This window comes from Goodfellowiella coeruleoviolacea (assembly GCF_024171785.1).
Taxonomy (GTDB): domain Bacteria; phylum Actinomycetota; class Actinomycetes; order Mycobacteriales; family Pseudonocardiaceae; genus Goodfellowiella; species Goodfellowiella coeruleoviolacea.
In genome coordinates this window covers 405,141-426,589 of record NZ_JAMTCK010000007.1, presented here as the reverse complement: position 1 = coordinate 426,589, position 21,449 = coordinate 405,141, and the positions used below count along the sequence as shown (strand labels likewise).

The following is a 21,449-nucleotide window of genomic DNA, read 5'->3' as shown; positions in this document are numbered from 1 at the left end:
CCGGCTCGGGTGTTCTGGCTGGTAGCCGGGGCTAGCACGGGGCACGGGGCCGGCGCGGAGCGCGGCCGGGGTCACCGGGTGGGCGACGAGTTCGGGGGCCGGGGCGGGGCCGGCACCGGCGGGCGCCGCCCCGGAGAAGGTGGCCACCAGCCAGGTGGCGGCCAGCAGGCCAGGCCCGTGCGGGATGCCGGCACGGCCCCAACGGACCGGCGTGAACCGGGCGAGCCCGCCCAGCACCAGGGTGAGCCCGGCCGCGACCACGGCCGCCACGGGCAGCGCCGACCAGGACAGCGCGGCGAGCACCGCGCCCAGCGATCCGGACAGCTTCACGTCGCCGGCACCGAGCGCGGCCGGGGCCACCAGGTGGACCAGCAGGTGCAGGCCGCCGAACACCAGGCAGCCCAGCAGCGCGCGCACCGCCACCGGCCAGCCGCCGGCCCAGCCGGCGGCCACCGCGAGCAGCGCGGCGAACACCGGGTAGGCGGGCAGGGTCAGCGCGTTGGGCAGCCGCTGGTGGATGAGGTCGACCGCGGACAGCAGCACCCCGAACCAGGCCAGGGCCAACGGAACCGGCAGCCACCAGCCGGACAGGCCGCCACCGGCCCATCTGGCCGCGACCAGCGCCCAGAGCAGCCCGACCGCCAGCTGGCACCACGGCGGCGGCACCCGCGTTCCCCGGCGCAGCCGGGCCAGCAGGCGCGCGCCCACGTGGCCGGCGGCCACCCCGGCCAGGAACAGGCCGGCGACCACCACGGGCGGCAGCCACGGGTGCCCGGGCGGCGGCAACAGGGCGGCCAGGTCCACCGGACCGGCGTGGTCCCGAGGAGCGGACGGGCCGAGGGCGAGCGTGCCGTTGGTGCGCATGCCCCCACCGTGGGCCACCGCCCCAACCGCTGGCCAGCACCTGTTGGGCGGGAGGCGCCATTCACTCGACACCACACCCGAGTGAGTGACAAGCGTGGCGCTTCCCAGTGACAAGCGTGGCGCATCCCGGGGCCCTGCCCGCCACCGCTCCGAACCCGACCAGCGTGAGCGCCGGCCGGTCGGCTTCGGATGCGGCGACACCGGCGAGAACTCGACCGGGCGAGCCGGTGGCCCCAGCCCGACCGCTCAGCCGGACGGCCCCAGCGCCGCCAGGAAACTCAGCACTGCCAGGAAACTCAGCGCCGCCAGGAGAACAGCACCTCGCCCGCGCCCACCGGGCCGTCGGCCTGGCGCGGTTCGAGGGTCTCCGCCACCGCGTCGAGCGCGACGACCGGGCAGATCGGCGCGTAGCCAGCGGCCTCGACATCGGCCGGGTTCCAGCTCACGATGGGCTGGCCGGCCCGCACCTTCTCCCCCTTGACCACGTGCAGGGTGAAGCCCTCGCCCTTGAGCTTGACCGTGTCGATGCCCAGGTGCACCAGCACGGCCGCGCCGTCCTCGGTGGCCACCACGAACGCGTGCGGGTGCAGCGCGGCGACCGTGCCGTCCACCGGGGCGAGGGCGGCCCCGGCGGCGCGGTCCGGCTCCACGGCCAGCCCGGGGCCGACCATGGCGTTGGCGAACACCTGGTCGGGCACCTCGGTCAGCGGCACCACCCGCCCGCTGACCGGGCTGTTCACCGCGAGCGGCGTCACAGCAGGTCCTCGATGTCGCTGGCGATGGTGTCGGCCTCCGGGCCGACCACGATCTGCACGGCCTTGCCCGCCCGCATCACGCCGTGCGCGCCGGCGGCCTTGAGCGCGGCCTCGTCCACCAGCGAGCCGTCCTCCAGCTCACAGCGGAGCCGGGTGATGCACGGCTCGATCTCCACGACGTTGTCCGCGCCGCCGATCGCCGCGAGGATCTTCTCCGCCCTGTTGTCAGCCACCTCAGGTGTCCTTTCCTGCCCGTGTCGGGGCACGGTCGGGCCCGTGCCCGGGTCCCCCGTTCCTGCCGCCAGTCGCGCGCGGGGTTCGCCGGATCGTGCCATGCGCCAGCACGAACACGTAACGGCGGGTTGACACCCGCTCACCGGGCGGAGCATCCTCCCCGAACCAACTGGTCTAGACCGGAAAGTACCAATCCCGCCGGCTGAGATCGAGTGCCAGGCCCCACTGGGCGGCCACGACGGGCCACCTCGGTCACCAGCACCCGGCACACGCACGGACAACCGCCCGAGGACCACGCGAACAGGAGGTGTCATGACAGAACGGCCGCGCCACACCGGCTCGACCACTGGCGTCTCCCCGATCGTGGACGGGCCCCAGCCCAAGCACGTGCAGCTGCGCGAGATCCTGCGCCGGCTCGCCGAACGCGAGCTGCCCCCGGGATCGCCGATCCTGTCCGAACGCGAGCTGGCCGAGCGGTACGGGGTCTCCCGGCTCACCGTGCGCACCGCCGTCGGCCAGCTCGTTGCCGAGGGCCTGCTGATCAGGGCAGCCGGCAAGGGCACGTTCACCGCGCGGCGGCGGGTGGAAACCCAGCTCTACCTGGAGTCGTTCACCGACGACATGCGCAGGCGCGGCCTCACCCCGGACACCGAGGTGCTGGCCTGCGGCGAGCAGACGCCGCCGCCCGCGGTCGGCGACACCCTGGGGCTGGCCGAGGACGAACCCGGGTACTGGCTGTTCCGGCTGCGCCGCGCGGACGGCATGCCGCTGGCCGTGGAACGCGGCTGGTACAACCCCCGGGTCGTGCCCGGTCTGCTCGACCACGACCTGACCGGCTCGATGTACACCCAGCTGGCCGAGCACTACGGCGTCCAACTCGACCAGGGGCGGCAGACGGTGTGGGCCGACGCCGCCGACGCGGAAACCGCCCGGCTGCTGCGAATCCGCGTGGGCAGCCCGGTTCTGGTCTTCCACCGCACGTCCAGCGCCAGCGGACAGCCGGTGGAGGACATGACGTCCTGGTACCGGGGTGATCTCTACCAGGTGACCATGCAGTTGGACCGGAACGGCCCGGGTTCTGGTCCGCACTCCGCCCAGGGAGGTACCCCATGAGCGCCAGCGCCACCTCGGCGACCGGCGGTCGAGACATCAAGGGGCTAGCCGTGGCGCAACGCCTCGGCCGCAGCCTGATGCTGCCCATCGCCGCGCTGCCCGCGGCCGGCCTGCTGATGCGGCTCGGCGCCGACGACATGCTCGGCCAGTTCGCCCCGCTGAAGAAGGTCGCGGCCGTCATGGCCGCAGCGGGCGGGTCGCTGTTCAACTGGCTTCCGCTGCTGTTCGCGGTGGGCGTGGCCGTGGGCTTCGCCCGCAAGGGCGACGGCTCGACCGGTCTGGCCGCCGCCGTGGGCTTCGTGGTGTTCACCCAGGTCGTCCAGGTCTTCGCCCCGGTGGACCCGAAGAACGCGCTGAACCCGACCAAGTGGCCCTACGGGGTGTTGGCCGGCATCATCGTCGGCATCGTGACCGCCCTGCTGTGGCAGCGCTTCCACCGCACCAAGCTCCCGCCCTACCTGGCGTTCTTCGGCGGCCGGCGGTTTGTGCCGATCATCAACGCGTTCGTGCTGATGCTGCTCGGCGTGGTGTTCGGCCTGATCTACCCCTGGTTCAACCAGGGCCTGACCGCGGTCGGTGACGCGGTCACCGGCAGCACGATCGTCGGCGCGTTCCTCTACGGCGTGCTCAACCGGTTGCTGATCCCGCTGGGCCTGCACCACATCATCAACAACGTGGTGTGGTTCCAGTTCGGCGAGTTCGAGGGCAAGACCGGCGACATCAACCGGTTCCTGGCCGGCGACCCCACCGCGGGCACCTTCCAGACCGGGTTCTTCCCGATCTTCATGTTCGCCCTGCCCGCCGCCGCCCTGGCCATCTGGCAGACGGCGCGGCCGTCGCAGAAGAAGATCGTCGGCGGCATCATGGGCTCGGCCGCGCTCACCGCGTTCATCACCGGCGTGACCGAGCCGCTGGAGTTCGCGTTCATGTTCGTGGCCTGGCCGCTGTACCTGATCCACGCGCTGCTCACCGGCACGTCGCACGCCATCACCAACGCGCTGGGCATCCACGACGGGTTCTCGTTCTCCGCCGGCGCCATCGACTACCTGCTGAACTTCGGCATCGCCACCAGCCCGCTGCTGCTCATCCCGATCGGCCTGGTCTACGCGGTCGTCTACTACTTCCTGTTCCGCTGGGTGATCACCAAGTGGAACCTGAAGACGCCGGGCCGCGAGGACGACGCCACGCCCGAGGCCGAGGCCAGCAAGCCGACCGCCGACAAGGGCACCACCGGCAAGGGCACCGCCGGCAGTGGTGCCGCCCCCGAGGACGGCGGGGCGGCGGCGGACAAGTCCGACGCGGACAAGGCAACGACCAGCAAGACCGGGGACGCCGCCCCCGCCTGAGGTGGCCGGCGCAGCGAACAGGGAGAGTGGGACATGCCCGAACGACGGGTCACCGTGGCCAGCCGGGTCGGACTGCACGCGCGGCCGGCCGCGCTGCTGGCCAAGGCCGCGGCCGAACAGCCGGTGACGATCACCATCCGCAAGCCGGACGGCCAGCCGGTGCCGGCGGCCAGCGTGCTCAACCTGATGACGCTGGGCGCCATGCACGGCGACGAGGTGGTGCTGGCCGCTGACGGCGACGGCGCGGAAACCGCGCTGGAGGCGATCGTCAAGATCATCTCCACCGATCTGGACGAGAGCTGAGCACACCCGCGTCCCCTGGTCGACCGGCCGGGGGACGCGGGTCACCGCGGATCAGCGCAGGGCAGACGGTCGTCAGTCGACCGGGAGTTCCAGTGCCCCGCCGGTGGCCGCGCGCAGCGCCTGGCGCATGGCCTGCCTGGGGGCCGGCTGCCCGGTGAACTGCTCGACCTGGCCGAACGCCTGGTGCAGCAGCATGTCCAGACCGGTGGCCAGCCGACCGCCTCGGCGGTGCACGGCCAGCGCCACCGGGGTGGGCCACGGGTGGTAGATCACGTCCAGCAGGCAGGGCGCCAGCGCGAGCTGGTCGGCGCAGTCGGCGGTGGCCTCGGCCGGCACGGTGCTCACCACCACCGCGGCGGCCGCGGCCAGCGCGCCGAGGTCCACGTCGGCCCAGCGCAGCACGGTCACCTTGAGGCCGGCCCGCTCCGCGCAGGCCACGGCCTCGCCCGCCCTGGCCGGCTCGCGCACCACGAGCGTGGCCTGGTACAGCCCCAGTTCCGGCAGGGCCGCCAGCGCGGCCGACGCGGTGCCGCCGGCGCCGAGCACCAGACCGTGCCCGCCCGGCTGGTCCTGGTAGCCGCCGGCCACGCGCAGCGCGCCGAGCACGCCGTCCACGTCGGTGCAGTCGGCCCGCCACCCCTGTTCGGTCGGTACCAGGGTGTTGGCCGCGCCCACCACGGCGGCCCTCGGGGTGACCTCGCTGGCCAGCGCCAGTGCCGCGCGTTTGCCCGGCATGGTCACGGACAGCCCGGCCCACTCCGGCCCCAGGCCGGCCACCAGGGCGGGCAGTCCCCCGGCGTCGCACTCCAGCCGGTCGTAGCGCCACCCGGTCAGCCCCAGGGCCTGGTAGGCGGCGTGGTGCAGGACCGGGGACAGCGAGTGGCCCACCGGGGAGCCCACCACGGCCGCGCGCCGGTCGGCCGCCTCCGGCTGGCTCGCCCGCGCCGACATCAGTAGGCACCCCGCTGCTCGGCCAGGTGCCGGTTCTCGTTGTGCTGGTCGTAGGTGTCGGCGAAGCAGGACGTGCCGTCCTTGTCGCACTTGACGAAGAACAGCCAGGTGCCGTCCTCGGGCTGGATGGCGGCCTTGACCGCCTGGTCGCTGGGCGAGCCGATCGGGGTCGGCGGCAGGCCCTGCAGGTCGTAGGTGTTGTACGGCCCGGACCGTTCCCGGTCCTGGTCGTTGGTCAGCAGCGTGGGCCGTTCCAGCTCGTAGTTGATGGTCGAGTCGAGCCCGAGCGACATGGGCTTGGCCAGCCGGTTGTAGACGACCCTGGCGACCTTGCCGAAGTCCTTCTCGATGCCCTCCTTCTCCGCCAGGGAGGCCACGATCAGCACCTCGTAGGGGCGGAAGCCGGTGGCGTCGGCGCCCTTGGGCAGGCCGGCGGCCTGGAGCTTGGCCACCGACGCGGTGATCACGCTCTTGATCACGTTCTCGGCGGAGGCGCCCGGCTCCACGCTGTACACCCCGCGCACGATCAGGCCTTCGAGCCGGTTCTTGGGCTCGGCGTTGGCCACGTCGGTCTTGGCCCAGTCCGGCACGCCCAGCGCGTCCAGGTCCGCGGTCTCCGCGGCCTGGCGGATCTGCTCCACCGGGATGCAGGTGCTCTTGCCGTTCAGCTCCGCGCAGGTCGCCTTGGCCAGCAGGGAGAGCACGCCCTCCTTGACCGTGCCGTCCGGCTGGGTGATGTCGTGCAGCTGGTAGCCGCCCTTGATCTCCAGCGTGCCGACCTTGACCTCCGGCTTGACGATCCTGGTCACCGCCGACGCGCCGGACATCTTGGTCTTCATGATGTAGTAGCCGGGCTGGATGGCGAGCACCCGCTTGTCCGCGTCGCTGGCCACGACGAACGCCCTGGCGCTGGCCACGACGTCCTTCTCCTTGAGCCGGCTGGCGATCTGGCCCACCGAGTCGCCGTCCTTGACCTGCACGACCACCTCGGAGTCCCCGTTGCCCGGGTAGTCCGCGTAGTCGCCGATGCCCAGCAGCTGCTGCGCCCCGTACCAGGCACCGCCACCGACCACCAGCAGCACCACCAGGCCCACCGCCAGCAGCACCGGCCGGTTGCGCCGCCACCGGGTGAACAGGCCGCGTGCGCCTCGGTTGGCGTCGGCCGTGTCTCTGCCCCGGCCGGCGTCGTCGGACTCGGCGTCGGAGTCCGCGTTGTTGTCTGCGAACAACCCGAGATCGTCGTTCACGGGGCGTCCTTCGGTCTCAGGGGCGGGCCAGCTGGCGCGCCCGGCCGTCCAGCCACGACTGCAGGATCTCCACGGCCGCCGCCTGGTCGACCACGGCGCGCTGGCGCCGGCCGCGCACCCCGCGCTGGGCGAGCACCCGGCTGGCGGTCACCGTGGTCAGCCGCTCGTCGGTGAGGCGCACCGGCACCGGCGCGATCCGCTCGGCCAGTGCGGCGGCGTAGGACTCGGCGGCCTGGGCCGCGGGGCCGTGTCGGCCAGCCAGCGTGCGGGGCAGCCCCACCACCACCTCGACCACCTCATGCTCGGCCACCAGGTGGGCCAGCTCGTCCAGGTCGCGGCTGGCCTGTTCGTCGCGGGACAGCGTAACCAGCGGCGTGGCCAGCAGTGGAGCCGGATCGCTCAGCGCGACGCCGACCCGGACCGCTCCCACGTCGACCCCGAGCCGGCGCCCCGATCCCGGGTCGTCGACCCCGGGGCGGTCGGGTGCTCGCCCGCCCGCCCCGGACCCGTGCCTGCTCACGCCTGCGTCACCGCGTGTTCGATCTCCCGGCGCAGCGCGGCGACGGCCTCGGGCACGCCGGCCGGCTCGGTGCCGCCACCCTGGGCCATGTCCGGCTTGCCGCCGCCCCGGCCGCCCACGGCCGGCCCGAACGCGGGCACCAGCCGGCCGGCGGCCAGGCCGAGGTCGCGCGCGGCCGGGGTGGTGGCCACCACGAAGCTGACCTTGGGGCCGTCCACGGAGAACAGCGCCACCACGGCCGGCCGGCTGGCCAGCCGGTTGCGCACGTCGGTGGCCAGCGCCCGCAGGTCGTTGCCGGGCACCCCGTCGGGCACGGCCGTGGCCACCACCGACACCCCGTGCACGTCCTCGGCGGTGTCGGCGAGCTGGCCGCCGGAGGAGAGCAGCTGGGCGACGCGCAGCCGCTCCAGCTCGCGCTCGGCCGAGCGCAGCCGCTCCAGCACGCTGGAGATCCGGGTGGGGATCTCGTCGCGCGGCACCTTGAGCTGGTCGGCGAGCTGGCCGACGAGCAGGTGCTCCTTGCTGATGAAGCGCAGCGCGTCCATGCCGACCAGGGCCTCGACCCGGTGCACGCCCGAGCCGATGGAGGAGTCGCCGACCAGCTTGACCACGCCGAGCTGGCCGATCCGCTGGACGTGGGTGCCGCCGCACAGCTCGCGGGAGTACTCGCCCATGTCCACCACCCGGACCTGGTCGCCGTACTTCTCGCCGAACAGGGCCACCGCGCCCAGTTCCAGCGCCTTGTCCTTGGTGGTGGTGTAGCTGGTGACCTCGACGTCGTCCTGGAGGTAGTCGTTGACCTCCTCCTCGACCTGGGCCAGCACGTCGGCCGAGACCGGGGCGGGCGTGGTGAAGTCGAACCGCATCCGGCCGGGCGAGTTCAGCGAACCGGCCTGGGCGGCGCGCTTGCCGTAGGCGCCGCGCACGGCCGCGTGGACCAGGTGGGTGGCCGAGTGCGACCGCTGGATGGCGTTGCGCCGGGCCACGTCCACCGCGGCTGCCACGGTGGTGTCCAGGCCGACCTCGCCGGCCACCACGGTGGCCCGGTGCACGAACAGCCCGGGCACCAGCTTCTGCACGTCGGACACGTGCAGTTCCACGCCGGAGCCCACCAGTCGGCCGGTGTCGGCGATCTGGCCACCGCTCTCCGCGTAGAACGGGGTGCGGTCCAGCACCAGCTCGACGTCGGTGCCGGCGCTGGCCGAGGCCACCGGCACGCCGTCCACCAGCAGCCCGATGACCCGGCTGGACGACTCCAGGTCGGTGTAGCCGAGGAACTCGGTGGGGCCGTGCTGCTCCAGCACCGCCCGGTAGGCGGACACGTCACCGCGGCCGGTCTTGCGGGCGGCCGCGTCGGCCTTGGCCCTGGCCCGCTGTTCGGCCATGAGCGCGCGGAACCCGGTCTCGTCGACGGTGAGCCCCTGCTCGGCCGCCATCTCCAGGGTCAGGTCGATGGGGAAGCCGTAGGTGTCGTGCAGCTGGAACGCCTTGTCCCCGGACAGCACGCCGCGCCCGGCCGCCTTGGTCTCGGCCGCGGCCAGGTCGAAGATGCGCGACCCGCTGGTGAGCGTGGTCAGGAAGGTCTCCTCCTCGGTGCGCACCACCGAGACGATCCGGTCGAAGTCGCGGACCAGCTCCGGGTAGGACGGCCCCATGGCGTCCCGCACGACCTCGGCGAAGGCCGGCAGCACCGGCTGGTCGATGCCCAGCAGGCGGGAGGCGCGCACGATCCGGCGCAGCAGCCGGCGCAGCACGTAGCCCCTGGCCTCGTTGCCCGGCGTGACCCCGTCACCGACCAGCATGACCCCGCTGCGCGCGTGGTCGGCGATCACCCGGAAGCGCACGTCGTCGCCCTCGTCGGCGCCGTAGCGCCGGCCGGACAGCTGCTCGGCCTTGCTGATCACCGGGCGGACCAGGTCGGTCTCGTAGACGTTGTCCACGCCCTGGAGCAGGAACGCGACCCGCTCCACGCCCAGCCCGGTGTCGATGTTCTTCTTCGGCAGGACCCCGATCGGCGGGTGGCCGTACTTGGGGCTCTGCTCACCCCTGATGTCCTGCATGAACACCAGGTTCCAGATCTCCAGGTAGCGGTCCTCGTCGGCGACGGGGCCACCCTCCGCGCCGTGCGCGGGACCACGGTCGTAGTAGATCTCCGAACACGGGCCGCCGGGACCGGGCACCCCCATGTCCCAGTAGTTGTCCTCGCCGCCGCGGCGCTGGATGCGCTCCTCCGGCAGGCCGGCGATCCTGCGCCAGAGTTCGAACGCCTCGTCGTCGTCCTGGTAGACGGTCACCCAGATGCGCTCGGGGTCGAACCCGTAGCCGCCGTCCTCCTGGGACTTGGTGATCAGCTCCCAGGCCAGCTCGATGGCCCGGTCCTTGAAGTAGTCGCCGAACGAGAAGTTGCCGGCCATCTGGAAGAACGTGTTGTGCCGGGTGGTGTGGCCGACGTTGTCGATGTCCAGGGTGCGCACGCACTTCTGCACGCTGGTGGCCCTGGGGAACGGCGGCGGGGCCTCACCCAGGAAGTAGGGCTTGAACGGGGCCATCCCGGCGATGGTGAACAGCACCGTGGGGTCGTCGGACAGCAGCGACGCGCTCGGCACCACGGTGTGCCCGTGACGTTCGAAGTGGTCCAGGAAGCGCCTGCGAATTTCGTGGGTCTGCACGGTTGGTCCCTCGTGGAGAGCGGGCTCGGCGCGCCGAGGTCAGCGGCGCGCCGGCACCGGGGTCGGTGTGGGGGTCTGGGCGGCGGGCGGCGGTGCCGAGAAGTCCTCGCGGAAGTCCTCGCGCGGGTCAGCCGTCCGCCCGGCGAGCTCGCGCGCGGGCGCCCCGCCCGGCTGCCGCGTTCCTCGGCAGGCGGGCCGGGGTCTGGCTGTCCGCCCCGTAGCCCCACCGGTCGGCGCCCTGGTCGAGCGCCGGCCGAGCACCCGGGGCGATTCCCGTCTGGTGCTCCACGACCTGGTACAACTCCCGCTCCCGCTCAGCCATTCCGACCCGCACGTCAGCGCCGAACGCGCCCACCGCCTCGGCCAGCTCGCGCAGGGCGTCGCTGACGTTGGCGGCGACCCCGGCCGGGGTGGCCTGCCTGGCCACCCCGCTCACCTTGCGGGTGATGGCCACACCGGCGGCCACCCCGACGCCCAACCAGAACAGCCGGCTCACCGTCGGCCTCCCCGACGCCGGGAAGTCCGCTCCGCCTTCTCCGCCGCGGCCCTGCGGCGCCGGCGGACGGCCTTGCTGACCCCGTAGGACAGCGCCGCCGCCTTCACCAGCGGACCACCCAGGGTGGCGGTGAACAGCGAGGTGAGCGCGGAGACGTTGCCGGTCACCGCGCGCGCGTTGGCCGTGATCCCGTCGACCCGCTCCAACTGGGTGTTCACGTGGGTCAACGTGGAGTTGGCCTGGTCGAACAGCGGGTCGCTGTTCTCGTGCGCCTTGCGGATCGCAATGGTGGCCTCGTCCAGCGTCCGTCCGAGCTTGAGCAACGGGATCGCTAGCAACAGCACCAGCAGCACGAACGCGCCTGCTGCGATCAGCGCGGCGATCTGCCCTGGCGACACAGGCCCTCCTTGCGTGATTGGCGAATTCGCCGTCTTGTGATTGGAGGTCAGGCTACCGCGCCCAGTCGGACCAGAGCGCGCCGGATTCCGGTTACCCACGGTAGCGACGAGCCGGCGTGGCGCGGTCCGGGCACGCTCAGCGCGGCACCGACTCGGGCCGGCCGACGGTGCGCCGCCGCCACTCGGTGCGCGCCCGCAGGGCCCGGGGACCGGGCAGCACCAGCACCCCGTCGGCGATCACCATGAACCGCTCCAGCCCGGGCACCAGCACGTGCACGGCGGTGATCCCGCCGGGCAGCGTGGCCAGCCGGCGCAGGTAGGGCATGAACCCGTGCCCGGTCAGGATCGACACGAGCCGGTCCAGGTGCCCCTGCGGGTGTTCGGGGGCGAACCGCTCGACGAACGCGACCCGGCGCGCCCTGGCCAGGTGGGCGGTGAGGTCGAACCGGCCGCAGGCGTGCAGGCCGGCGTGCCAGCGCAGCGGGGCCAGGTGCGCGAACGGGTCGGCCTGGCGCGGCAGCGTGGCGCAGCCCAGCGCGTACTGCAGCAGCTCGCTGATGGCGCGGTGCATGGCGTGGTGCGCGCTCAGCGAGGTGCCGGCGCCGCGCAGGTGCGGGCGCTCGGCCGTGGGCGGCACGTACGCCAGGACGGTGGGCACGCCCAGCTCGGTGGTGATGTCGAGCAGGTGCACCTCGGTGCCGACGCGGCGGCGCACCTGGTCGAGTTCGGCGGCCAGCCCCGCCGGCAGGCTGCCCGGGTCGATCACGGTCAGCCGCTGGCCGGCGGTGAGGAAGGCGCGGACCAGCAGCAGGGAGAAGGCGTCGCGTTCGATGGTCTCGTTGAGCGCGTGCACCACCGCCTCGGCCTCGGTGACGCCGATGGCGCTGCCGCTGTTGACCGAGTAGCGGGCCAGCTGCCGGTAGTCGTAGTGGTCGCCGCAGCGCGCGCGCAGCTGGTGGCTGGCCGGCGCGGTGTACCACGGCTGCGAGAGGTACAGCGGGGCCAGCAGTTCCCTGCCGTCGAGCAGTCCGGCGTAGCTGGCGCAGGCCAGCGGCTGCTCGCCGCCCTCGGCGAGCAGCACCGCGCTCGCCTCGGCCGCCAGCTCTCCCCTGGCCAGCCAGCTGGCCGGGCACAGCTCGACCTGGTCGTGGTCGAACCGGGCCGGGCCGGACAGGAAGTGCTCCAGCGCCTCGAACATGGCGCCGACCCTGGCCTCGGCCCGGTGCCCCTTGCCGGCGCCCCTGGCCTGCGGCGCCACCACCCCGTCCGGTCCGCGCAGCGTGCAGGTCCACGCGGTCAGCTCGCCGTCCCGGCCCAGGTCGCGCAGCAGCGGGCGCAGCCCGAGGTGGCCCATGGCGGCCAGGCCCAGGGCGTGCGCCTCGGCCAGGGGGACCGCCCGCTCGGCGGCACCGAGCGCGCCGGGCCCCAGCGCGCCTGGTCCGAGGGCGCCGGTGCCGAGAGCGCCGGTCCCGAGGGTGGTGGCCCCGAAGGTGGTGGGGAGCGCGGCGTCGAGCGTGCCGCGCATCGGGGCGACGGTGGCGTGCAGCAGTTCGCTACTCACGGTCGGGGCTTCCTCCCGGCTGGTAGGCCGGTGCCGGCGGGCGCGGTCCGGTCGCGTCCCGCCGGCACGTGGGCGGTGTTCGGGGTGACCTGACGCGGGGTTCAGTTCTCCGCCGCGTCGTCGTGGTCGACCTCGGCCAGTCGCTGCCGCTCGACCGCGCTCAGGTCTGGCTCCTCCGGCGGCTTGACAACGATGAAGTCTCCGACGACACCCATCACGGCATCCCTTCTGCGCACTCCGCCCCGCCTGGGCGGATCAGGCCGTGTTTCTGCCACGTCGGCCCTGGTTCCGTCAGGCGGGATCACCACATGGGCGTGGGTGTTCATCCGGTTGGGCGACCCAAGATCACCGTGACGCGGTGCCCGGCCGGCGCCCGGTCAGCAGCCGATCCGGGTCGAGGACACGGCCACGTCGTCGAACCACAGGGTGTCGTCGCCGTTGCCGTAGCTCTCCCAGCCCAGCCGGAAATCGGTCAGGGCCGGCCGCCAGGTCGCGCCGCGCAGCCACTGCCCGTCCACGTCCTGGGTGGGCACGCCGTCGACGACCAGCCCGGCCACCTCCGCGCCGTTGACCCAGGTGCGCAACTGGCCCTGGTTGCCGTCGACCACGAACTCCACGCACGTCCAGGTGTTCACCGGCAGCGGCCGGCTCAACGCGACGCCGTTCGGGCTCTGCTCGGGCAGGGTGGCGTCGTCGGACTCGCGGTTCCACTGCAGCGCCTGGTTCTGGCCGCCCATCCGCAGGTCCCTGCTGTTGCTGGTGTCGCGCATGGCCAGGAAGGTGACGTGGGCGCTGGGCAGCGGCGTGCTGTGCCGGACGTAGAAGCGTCCGTAGTGGACCTTGCTGGCCGTGCTCAGCGCGGTGCCCACGAACACGTGGTTGCAGTAGCCGGCCGTGCCGGTGATCCGGATCGACCTGCTGCCGGCGTGTGCCGTGCTCGTGTCCACCACCGCGGTGCCGCTGCCCTGGCAGTTCGGGTAGCTGACCTGCCAGCGGCCACCGGGCGCGCTGCCGGTCTGGTCCTCGAACCCGTCGCAGAAGCCGTCGGAGCCGCAGGCCGCCACCGCGGCCGCGGTGCCCGGCGCGCTGGCCGCTCCGGGCTGCGCGGCACCGGTGCCCGCCGTGACCAGGCCGAACCCGGCGAGTGCGGCCGCGACGACGGCGAGTCCTCGGGCGAGCGCCGTGCGCGGGCCCGCTGTTCCTCGCTGAGGCATCATCGTTGATCTCCTCACGGACGAAGCGCGCCCCTCTTTGGGAGCGCTCCCAATCCGGAGGGTAGTCAGTCCGGCGCGTCCGGGAAACGGTGCCGAGGGCGGTCAGCCGGGTTTGGGCCGAACGCCAGCTGCCCCGGGTGCGCCCCGGCAGCCACCGGCTCGACCAACCGGCCGAGCCGGCGTGACGCCCGCTACGCCTGATCCTGCCCGCGCACGACCCGGCGCAGCCGGGGCACCCGGTCGGCCAGCACCCGTTCCGCGCCGCGCTGGGTCGGCTGGTAGTAGTCGCGGCCGACCAGCTCGTTCGGCGGGTACTGCTGGGCGAGCACCCCTTCGGGCACGTCGTGCGGGTAGCGGTAGCCGCGCGCGTTGCCCAGCCGACTCGCCCCCGCGTAGTGCCCGTCGCGCAGGTGGGCCGGCACCGTGCCGGCGGCGCCGCCGCGCACGTCCGCCAGTGCCGCGTCAATGGCCATGACCACCGCGTTGGACTTGGGCGCGGTGGCCAGGTGCACGGTGGCCTGGGCCAGCGCCAGCCTGCCCTCGGGCATGCCGATGAACTGCACCGCGTGGTAGGCGGCCACCGCGGTCTGCAGCGCGGTCGGGTCGGCCATGCCCACGTCCTCGCTGGCGTGCACCACCAGCCGGCGGGCGATGAACCTCGGGTCCTCCCCCGCCTCGATCATCCTGGCCAGGTAGTGCAGTGCGGCGTCCACGTCCGATCCCCGGATCGACTTGATGAACGCGCTGGTCACGTCGTAGTGCTGGTCGCCGGCGCGGTCGTAGCGGACCGCGGCCCGGTCCACCGTCCGCTCCACCGTGGCCAGGTCGACCACGCCGGAACCGGTGTCGGTGGCCGACTCGGCCGCCGCCTCCAGCGCGGTCAACGCGCGCCTGGCGTCGCCACCGGCCAGCCGGACCAGGTGGTCCTCGGCCTCGTCGGTCAGCGTGACCGTGCCGTCCAGGCCGCGCTCGTCGGCCACGGCCCTGCGGATCAGCGCGCGCACGTCCGCGTCGTCCAGCGAGCGCAGCTGCAGCACCAGCGACCGGGACAGCAGCGGGGAGACCACGGAGAAGAACGGGTTCTCCGTGGTGGCCGCGACCAGCAGCACGATCCGGTCCTCGACCGCGCCCAGCAGGGCGTCCTGCTGGGTCCGGGAGAACCGGTGCACCTCGTCGATGAACAGCACGGTGGCCTCGCCGCCGCGGACCAGCCGGCGGCGGGCCTCCTCGATGACCCCGCGCACCTCCTTGACCCCGGCCGACAGCGCGGACAGCGCCACGAACCGCCGCCCGGTGGCCTGGGACACCAGGGTGGCCAGGGTGGTCTTGCCGGTGCCCGGCGGGCCGTAGAGCAGCACGGACGCGGGCGCGGCGCCCTCGACCAGTCGGCGCAGCGGCGCGCCCGGTCCGAGCAGGTGCTGCTGCCCGACCACCTCGTCCAGCGACCGCGGGCGCATCCGCACCGCCAGCGGCCGGTTCAGGCCAGGCCGGCTCATCCCGGCGGCCGGCCGGGTCGGGGCCGGGTGGTCGTCACGCGCCGGTGCCGTGTCGAACAGCCCGTCATCGAACAGGGTGTCCTCCAGCGGGTCGTCCTCCAGTGGGGCATCCACCCGTCCGACGCTACCCGCCACCACTGACACCCCAACACCTCATGCGAAACTTGTGTCCCGTGCCCTCTCCCATCGCCGGTTCGCTCCCCGAGATCCCCCGTTCCGACGCCGTCCAGGCCCGGGTCGTGCTGCTCGCCGGCCCGTCCGGTGGTGGCAAGTCGACCCTGGCCCGCCAGCTGGGCTGGCCGGTGCTGCGCCTGGACGACTTCTACCGCGAGGCCGGCGATCCGCTGCTGCCCGTTGACCCGGCCGGCCGGGTGGACTGGGACCGGCCCGAGTCCTGGCACGCCGAGGACGCCCTGGCCGCGGTGCTGACCCTGGCCAGCACCGGGACGGTGGAGGCGCCGGTGTACGCGCTCGGCGAGGACCGCCGGGTGGGCAGCAGGACCGTGCGACTGGACGGTGCCCCGGTGTTCGTGGCCGAAGGGCTGTTCGCCGACCTGCTGGTGGCCGACTGCGCGCGGGCCGGTGTCCTCGCCGACGCGATCCTGCTCTGCTCGGCCGCGCCCGTCACCTTCCTGCGCCGGCTGACCAGGGACCTGGCCGAGGCGCGCAAGCCGGTGCCGGTGCTCGTCCGCCGGGGCCTGCGGCTGTGGCGCAACCAGCCGGCCGTGGTGCGCCGGGGGCTGGCCAACGGCATGCGCCGGGCCGACCCGGCCAGGGCCCGCCTCGACCTGGCCGCGCTGGCCCCGGTGGGCGCGGTGGGCGCGGCGGCCAGGTAGGCGCCGGCCACCGCGCTGGCTCAGCGGGCGCAGGCCGTCGGGCAGCGCTGGCGGGCAGCGCGGGCGGTCAGCGGCGCAGGACCTGGCGGAGCGCGGCCAGCACCAGTTCGGCGCGGTCGAGCCGGGCGTTGTGGCCCATCAGGCCGATCCGCCAGACCGTACTGGCGTACTTGCCGGCGCCGGCGCCGATCTCGATGCCGTACTCGGTCAGCAGCCGGCCGCGCACCTGCGCCGAGTCCACCCCGTCCGGCACGCGCACGGTGGTCAGCTCGGGCAGCCGGTGCCCGTCGGCGGCGAACAGCTCCAGCCCCAGGTCGACCAGGCCGTCCTGGAGCCGCTGGCCGGCCGCGTGGTGTCGGCGCACCACCGCGTCCAGCCCCTCGTCGAGGACGCGGCCCAGCGCCGCGTGCAGCGAGGCGATCATGGCCACCGGCGCGGTGTGGTGGTAGGTGCGGCCGCCCGAGGCGGTGCCGCTCACGTAGTCGCCGATCATGCCCAGGTCCAGGTACCAGGTGGGCGGGTGCTCCACCCGGTGCGCCCAGGCCCGCTCGGAGATGGTGAACGGGGCCAGCCCCGGCGCCACGCCCAGGCACTTCTGCGTGCCCGAGTAGGCCACGTCCACACCCCAGTCGTCCACCGCGACCTCGATGCCGCCCAGCGAGGTCACGCAGTCGGCGAGCAGCAGGGTGTCCTCGTCGCGGGCGCGCAGCGCGGCCCCGAGCGCGGCGATGTCGCTGCGCACCCCGGTGGAGGTCTCCGCGTGCACCGCGCCGACCAGGGCCGGCGCCGGGTGGGCGGCGAGCACCCGGTCGACGTCCACGGGCTGGCCCCACTCGTGGTCCACCCGGTGCACGGTGGCGCCGTAGCGGGCGGCCACGTCGCACATGCGCTCGCCGAACAGGCCGTTGACCGCCACCACCACGGGCTGGCCCGGCCGGACCAGGTTGGCGAAGGCGGCCTCCATGCCGATCGACCCGGTGCCGGACAGCGGCAGGGTGCGCCGGTTGGCCGTGCCCCACACCTGGCGCAGGCGTTCGCAGGTCTGGTCGAGGATGCGCAGGAACTCCGGGTCCAGGTGGCCGAGCAGCGGCGCGGCCAGCGCCGAGGTGGCCTCCGGGTAGGGGTTGGACGGTCCGGGTCCGAGCAGGATGCGGTCAGCCATGGCCATACCCGGCACCCTAGTTCGACTGGCGGAAGGCCCAGTACACCGGCAGCTCGATCGCCGCGGACCCGTACCGGCCGCGCAGCCCGGCCACCACGGCGTCGGCGTGGTCGGCGATCTCGCCCACGCCCAGGGCCGCGGCGTTCTCCCGCAGCCGCGACCAGCGCGCGGCCAGCACGGCACTGCGCGGCGGCACCTGGATGTCGTGGGCGCCGGCGGTGAGCGGGTCGAGCATGCGGGGCAGCGCGCGCCAGGTGGACAGCCACACCCACAGCAGCTGGGCGTCCAGCAGGCGGGGCAGCAGCACGGCGTCGTCGTCCAGCTCCGGCCACACCGAGCCGACCTCGGCCCGCCAGGCCGCGAGCATGGCCTCGGACATGCCGGGTGGCAGGGCGAACGCGCACCAGCAGGACGGGAACGGCACGCGCAGGCAGGCCGCGTCGAACACGACGTCGCGCACGCAGCCGCCCTCGAAGTCGAGGAAGCGCACGCCCCTGCTGGTGACCAGGTTGTTGTCCGGGCAGGAGGTGGACGAGCTGAACGCGCGGAACCGGGAGGTCTCCACCCGCCGGCCGCTCTGCCTGGCCGCGGTGGCGGCGGCCTCGCTGGTGACCACGCCCAGGGAGGTGGCCAGCAGGTCGGGCAGCCGGGCGAGGGCCGCGCCGATGTCCGAGGCCAGTGGGTCCTGGCAGCACTTCACGCCCTGCCGGCGCATGAGCGCGTCGAAGTCGGCCTCCCGGCCGGCGGTGGTGGCGTGCAGCCGGCCCATGGCCCGCGCCCAGGCCAGCAGGCCGCGTTCGGCGGCCCTGGCGTCGGCGCCCAGCAGCTTCTCGGCCAGCCGGGGCGCCCGGCCCAGGTCCTCCAGCACCACCAGTCGCTTGCCCACGTCGTGGGCGAGCATCTCCGGGGCCGGCCGGTCCTCCACGGGCAGCGCGGTCAACAGCTGGTGGCTGACGGCCTCGTGGGCGAACGGGTCGCGGTCGCCCACCGCCGGCGGGTACCGCTTGACCACCAGGGTGCGTGGCATGGCGAACGGGGTGGCGGCGACCCGGACCCGGACCACCACCGAACGACCCGTGCCGTCGAGTTCCTCCGGGTCGGCTAACCGGATGGCCGCGCCGTACCGCCGGCTGAGCACCGACTCCGCGGCGGCCACCGCCTCCATGACCTCCGGACCAGCCGCATCCCCGATCAGCGGTTGGTCGGCGGTGATCTCCACACTCATCTCCTCCGACCCTACTCTCCGTGGTTGACGCACGACGGTTGCTGGGTGACGCCGGGGCGCGACGGCGAGTCGTGTCCCGACCGGATGCGAAGGCGCAAGAGACCGTAATCGTTGCGTGGCAGCATCCACTACCACGGCTTGGTAACGGGTTCGTGGCGGAACCGGCCGGCGGCGCCGTCCGCCGCCCCGTTCCAGCCCCTGCCGCAGGTCGGCCGGACGGTCAGGGCAGCCGCACGGTCAGGGCAGCCGGACCGGGGCGCGGCCGGTGCGGGCAGTACCGGGGCTGGCCCGCCGGTTCGCCCGGCCCTCGGCGCGGCGGCGCAGCAGCAGTGCCACCACGCCGGCCGCGACGATTCCCACCAGGTTGACGACCAGTTGCGCGAAGGACTGGCCGGCCCGGCCCCACTCGCCGAGCAGCGCGGCCACCACCGCGTAGCCGGCCGCGGGCACGGTGGTCACCGAGATGAACACGCCCACCAGGGCGGCCGACTTCGCCGAGGTCATCGCCAGCATGCCGGCCGCGCCGGCGAGCAGCGCGACGATCAGCGAGTAGGGGCCGACCTGGTAGACGAAGTCGACCTGGTGGCCGTTGACCAGCGCGGCCCGGTCCTGCAGCCCGGTCCACTCGGCCAGCACGGTGGCGCCGGCGGTGGCCAGCATGGCCACCGGGAAGCCCACGGCCAGCGCCAGCGCCGCGGACCGGACCAGCCGCCAGCGTCGCAGCACCAGGCCGACCGCGATCGCGGCCAGCGGCCCGAACTCCGGCCCCACGACCATGGCGCCGACGATGGTCACCGGGGAGTCGGTGACCACGCCCACCGCGGCCAGCAGGCAGGCGATCACCAGGAACGCCTGGAAGGTCGCGGTGTACCGGGCCTCGTCGCCGGTGCGGGCGAGCAGTTCCTCCCACACCACCGCGTCGGCCCCGTCCCCGGGCGCCGCCCGCTCGGCCCGCTCGGCGTGGTCGGACACGGCCGTGTCCACCTGTTCCAGGGTGATCCCGCCGGTGTGGTCCAGGTCGAGCTGGCAGAGCCGGTCCAGCACCTCGTCCGCGGCCTCCCTGGCCACGTCGGCCTCGACCACGTCGCCGGCCGGGCGCACGGCCGCGCCGCGCAGCAGCACCAGGTGCGTCACACCCGGCTGGTCGGCCAGCCGGGCCAGCACGTCCTGGGTCTGCTCGGCGGGGCAGAGCACCCGCAGGTGCAGCAGCACGGCCGGTCGGGCCCTACTTGGCCTTGACCGCGGCCGGCTTGGCGTCCACGCCGGCCTCCCTGCGCTGCTCCGCGCTGATCGGCGCGGGCGCGCCGGTGAGCGGGTCGAAGCCGCCACCGGACTTGGGGAAGGCGATCACGTCGCGCAGCGAGTCCGCGCCGGCCAGCAGCATGCAGACGCGGTCCCAGCCGAAGGCGATGCCGCCGTGCGGGGGCGCGCCGTACTGGAAGGCGTCCAGCAGGAAGCCGAACTTCTCCTTGGCCTCCTCCGGCCCGATGCCCATCACCTCGAACACGCGCTGCTGCACGTTCGCGTTGTGGATACGGATGGACCCGCCGCCGATCTCGTTGCCGTTGCAGACGATGTCGTAGGCGTAGGCCAGGGCGTTGCCCGGGTCGTCCTGGAACCGGTCGATCCACTCGGGGGTGGGCGAGGTGAACGCGTGGTGCAGCGCGGTCCACTGGCTGTGGCCGGTCGGCACGTCACCGGACTTGCCGGCCGGCTCGAACATGGGGAAGTCCACCACCCACACGAACGACCAGGCCGACTCGTCGATCAGCCCGCAGCGCCGGCCGACCTCCAGCCGGACCGCGCCGAGCAGGGTGCGCGCGTCGGTGGGCTCGCCGGCCGAGAAGAACACGCAGTCGCCCGGCTGGGCGCCGGCCGCCTTGGCCAGGCCCTCCCGCTCGTGCTCGGCCAGGTTCTTGGCGACCGGACCGGACAGCGTGCCGTCCTCGCCGACCAGCACGTAGGCCAGGCCCTTGTAGCCGCGCTGCTTGGCCCACTCCTGCCAGGCGTCCAGCGTCCGCCTCGGCTGGCTGGCCCCGCCCGGCATGACCACCGCACCCACGTACGGCGCCTGGAACACCCGGAACGGGGTGTCCTTGAAGAACTCGGTGAGGTCGGTGAGTTCCAGGTCGAAGCGCAGGTCCGGCTTGTCGCTGCCGTAGCGGGCCATGGCGTCCGCGTAGCTGATCCGGGGGAACGGCCGGGGGATCTGGTGGCCGGCCAGCTCGCCCCACAGCGCGGTGAGGATGTCCTCGCCCAGCGCGATGACGTCCTCCTGGCTGACGAAGCTCATCTCGATGTCGAGCTGGGTGAACTCCGGCTGGCGGTCGGCGCGGAAGTCCTCGTCGCGGTAGCAGCGGGCGATCTGGTAGTAGCGCTCCATGCCGGCGACCATCAGCAGCTGCTTGAACAGCTGCGGCGACTGCGGCAGCGCGTACCACGAGCCGGGCTGCAACCGGGCCGGCACCAGGAAGTCGCGCGCGCCCTCGGGCGTGGACCGGGTCATGGTGGGGGTCTCGACCTCGACGAACCGCTGGGCGTGCAGCACCTCGCGGGCGATCCGGTTGACCTCGCTGCGCATCCGCAGCGCCCGGGCCGGGCCGGAGCGGCGCAGGTCCAGGTAGCGGTGCCGGAGCCGGACCTCCTCGCCCACCTCCAGGTGCTCGTCCAGCGGGAACGGCAGCGGGGCCGACTCGCTGAGCACCTCCAGCTCGGTGGCCAGCACCTCGATCTCGCCGGTGGGGATCTCCGGGTTCTCGTTGCCCTGCGGCCGCACCGCGACCTCGCCGACCACGCGCAGGCAGAACTCGGCGCGCAGCCGGTGGGCGCGCTCGGCCATCTCGCCCTCGCGGAAGACGACCTGCACCACGCCGGAGGCGTCCCGCAGATCGATGAAGATCACTCCACCGTGATCGCGCCGACGCGCCACCCACCCGGTCAGGGTGACGGTGTGCCCGGCGTGCTCGGCCCGGAGTGTTCCGGCCTCGTGCGTGCGCATCACGGGTGTGCTCTCCTCATCGGGGTTGTCGCGGGTGGAGCGGCCGGCGCCAGCGCGCCGA

19 protein-coding genes and 1 pseudogene are annotated in these 21,449 nt (G+C 73.8%); 4 read left to right on the top strand and 16 right to left on the bottom strand.

From position 1 onward, the window contains the following. Positions 1-243: 243 nt before the first annotated feature. From LX83_RS17860 to LX83_RS17850, 3 genes and pseudogenes are all read right to left on the bottom strand, one after another. A pseudogene (locus LX83_RS17860) lies at positions 244-864 on the bottom strand (prepilin peptidase); the annotation flags it as partial. A 296-nt stretch (positions 865-1,160) separates the two neighbouring features. Continuing rightward, complete coding sequence (locus tag LX83_RS17855) at positions 1,161-1,619, bottom strand: PTS sugar transporter subunit IIA (RefSeq protein ID WP_253772735.1); 459 nt, start codon at positions 1,617-1,619, stop codon at positions 1,161-1,163. Then, positions 1,616-1,852, bottom strand: a complete 237-nt coding sequence (locus tag LX83_RS17850) for a glucose PTS transporter subunit EIIB (protein WP_253772733.1) — start codon at positions 1,850-1,852, stop codon at positions 1,616-1,618. Before LX83_RS17850 ends, LX83_RS17855 begins: the two co-directional genes overlap by 4 nt. 313 nt (positions 1,853-2,165) lie before the next feature. Between LX83_RS17850 and LX83_RS17845 the strand changes: the two genes are divergently transcribed. From LX83_RS17845 to LX83_RS17835, 3 genes are read left to right on the top strand one after another with little or no spacing between them, the layout of a single operon-like run. Beyond that, positions 2,166-2,966: a GntR family transcriptional regulator gene (locus LX83_RS17845; protein ID WP_253772731.1), complete on the top strand. Its 801-nt coding sequence runs from the start codon at positions 2,166-2,168 to the stop codon at positions 2,964-2,966. Further along, a complete protein-coding gene (locus LX83_RS17840) occupies positions 2,963-4,312 on the top strand; it encodes a PTS transporter subunit EIIC (RefSeq protein WP_253772729.1) in 1,350 nt (449 codons plus the stop codon). Before LX83_RS17845 ends, LX83_RS17840 begins: the two co-directional genes overlap by 4 nt. 33 nt (positions 4,313-4,345) lie before the next feature. After that, positions 4,346-4,615 carry an HPr family phosphocarrier protein gene (locus tag LX83_RS17835; protein WP_253772727.1) on the top strand — a complete coding sequence of 90 codons (270 nt, stop codon included), beginning with the start codon at positions 4,346-4,348 and terminating at the stop codon, positions 4,613-4,615. A 72-nt stretch (positions 4,616-4,687) separates the two neighbouring features. Here LX83_RS17835 and LX83_RS17830 read toward each other — a convergent pair whose 3' ends face one another. The 9 genes from LX83_RS17830 to LX83_RS17790 all read right to left on the bottom strand — a co-directional run bounded on the left by LX83_RS17830 (position 4,688) and on the right by LX83_RS17790 (position 15,254). After that, complete coding sequence (locus LX83_RS17830; RefSeq protein ID WP_253772725.1) at positions 4,688-5,566, bottom strand: shikimate dehydrogenase; 879 nt, start codon at positions 5,564-5,566, stop codon at positions 4,688-4,690. Continuing rightward, the gene (gene mltG, locus LX83_RS17825) at positions 5,566-6,813 is read right to left on the bottom strand and encodes an endolytic transglycosylase MltG (protein ID WP_253772723.1); all 1,248 of its coding nucleotides are present in this window, start codon (positions 6,811-6,813) and stop codon (positions 5,566-5,568) included. The genes LX83_RS17830 and mltG overlap by 1 nt, the downstream gene beginning before the upstream one ends. A 16-nt stretch (positions 6,814-6,829) precedes the next feature. Continuing rightward, positions 6,830-7,333: a Holliday junction resolvase RuvX gene (gene ruvX / locus LX83_RS17820; protein WP_253772721.1), complete on the bottom strand. Its 504-nt coding sequence runs from the start codon at positions 7,331-7,333 to the stop codon at positions 6,830-6,832. After that, the gene (alaS, locus tag LX83_RS17815) at positions 7,330-10,002 is read right to left on the bottom strand and encodes an alanine--tRNA ligase (RefSeq protein WP_253772719.1); all 2,673 of its coding nucleotides are present in this window, start codon (positions 10,000-10,002) and stop codon (positions 7,330-7,332) included. Before alaS ends, ruvX begins: the two co-directional genes overlap by 4 nt. Before the next feature lie 127 nt (positions 10,003-10,129). Then, a complete protein-coding gene (locus LX83_RS17810; RefSeq protein ID WP_253772717.1) occupies positions 10,130-10,498 on the bottom strand; it encodes a hypothetical protein in 369 nt (122 codons plus the stop codon). Next, entirely contained in the window at positions 10,495-10,896 is a 402-nt protein-coding gene (locus LX83_RS17805; protein ID WP_253772714.1) for a DUF948 domain-containing protein, read from the bottom strand. Before LX83_RS17805 ends, LX83_RS17810 begins: the two co-directional genes overlap by 4 nt. Before the next feature lie 136 nt (positions 10,897-11,032). Continuing rightward, entirely contained in the window at positions 11,033-12,457 is a 1,425-nt protein-coding gene (locus LX83_RS17800) for a YcaO-like family protein (RefSeq protein WP_253772712.1), read from the bottom strand. Positions 12,458-12,834: 377 nt separating this feature from the next. Further along, positions 12,835-13,671, bottom strand: coding sequence for a LamG-like jellyroll fold domain-containing protein (locus LX83_RS17795; protein WP_253772710.1), 837 nt, complete (start codon positions 13,669-13,671; stop codon positions 12,835-12,837). 191 nt (positions 13,672-13,862) lie between these two features. Further along, complete coding sequence (locus tag LX83_RS17790) at positions 13,863-15,254, bottom strand: replication-associated recombination protein A (protein WP_407649607.1); 1,392 nt, start codon at positions 15,252-15,254, stop codon at positions 13,863-13,865. 86 nt (positions 15,255-15,340) lie between these two features. Here LX83_RS17790 and LX83_RS17785 point away from each other — a divergent pair, with 86 nt between their 5' ends. Further along, positions 15,341-16,003 (top strand): uridine kinase family protein, encoded by a 663-nt coding sequence (locus LX83_RS17785; protein ID WP_253772708.1) that lies wholly within the window; start codon positions 15,341-15,343, stop codon positions 16,001-16,003. Between the two features lie 67 nt (positions 16,004-16,070). On the opposite strand, the gene LX83_RS17780 is transcribed toward LX83_RS17785, so the two are convergent. The 4 genes from LX83_RS17780 to aspS form a co-directional block, all read right to left on the bottom strand. Then, positions 16,071-17,171 (bottom strand): pyridoxal-phosphate-dependent aminotransferase family protein, encoded by a 1,101-nt coding sequence (locus LX83_RS17780; RefSeq protein ID WP_253772707.1) that lies wholly within the window; start codon positions 17,169-17,171, stop codon positions 16,071-16,073. Between the two features lie 10 nt (positions 17,172-17,181). Continuing rightward, positions 17,182-18,390 (bottom strand): hypothetical protein, encoded by a 1,209-nt coding sequence (locus LX83_RS17775; RefSeq protein WP_253772706.1) that lies wholly within the window; start codon positions 18,388-18,390, stop codon positions 17,182-17,184. Between the two features lie 237 nt (positions 18,391-18,627). Beyond that, positions 18,628-19,599, bottom strand: a complete 972-nt coding sequence (locus LX83_RS17770) for a DUF389 domain-containing protein (RefSeq protein ID WP_253772820.1) — start codon at positions 19,597-19,599, stop codon at positions 18,628-18,630. Between the two features lie 16 nt (positions 19,600-19,615). After that, the gene (gene aspS / locus LX83_RS17765) at positions 19,616-21,391 is read right to left on the bottom strand and encodes an aspartate--tRNA ligase (RefSeq protein ID WP_253772705.1); all 1,776 of its coding nucleotides are present in this window, start codon (positions 21,389-21,391) and stop codon (positions 19,616-19,618) included. Between the last annotated feature and the right edge of the window lie 58 nt (positions 21,392-21,449).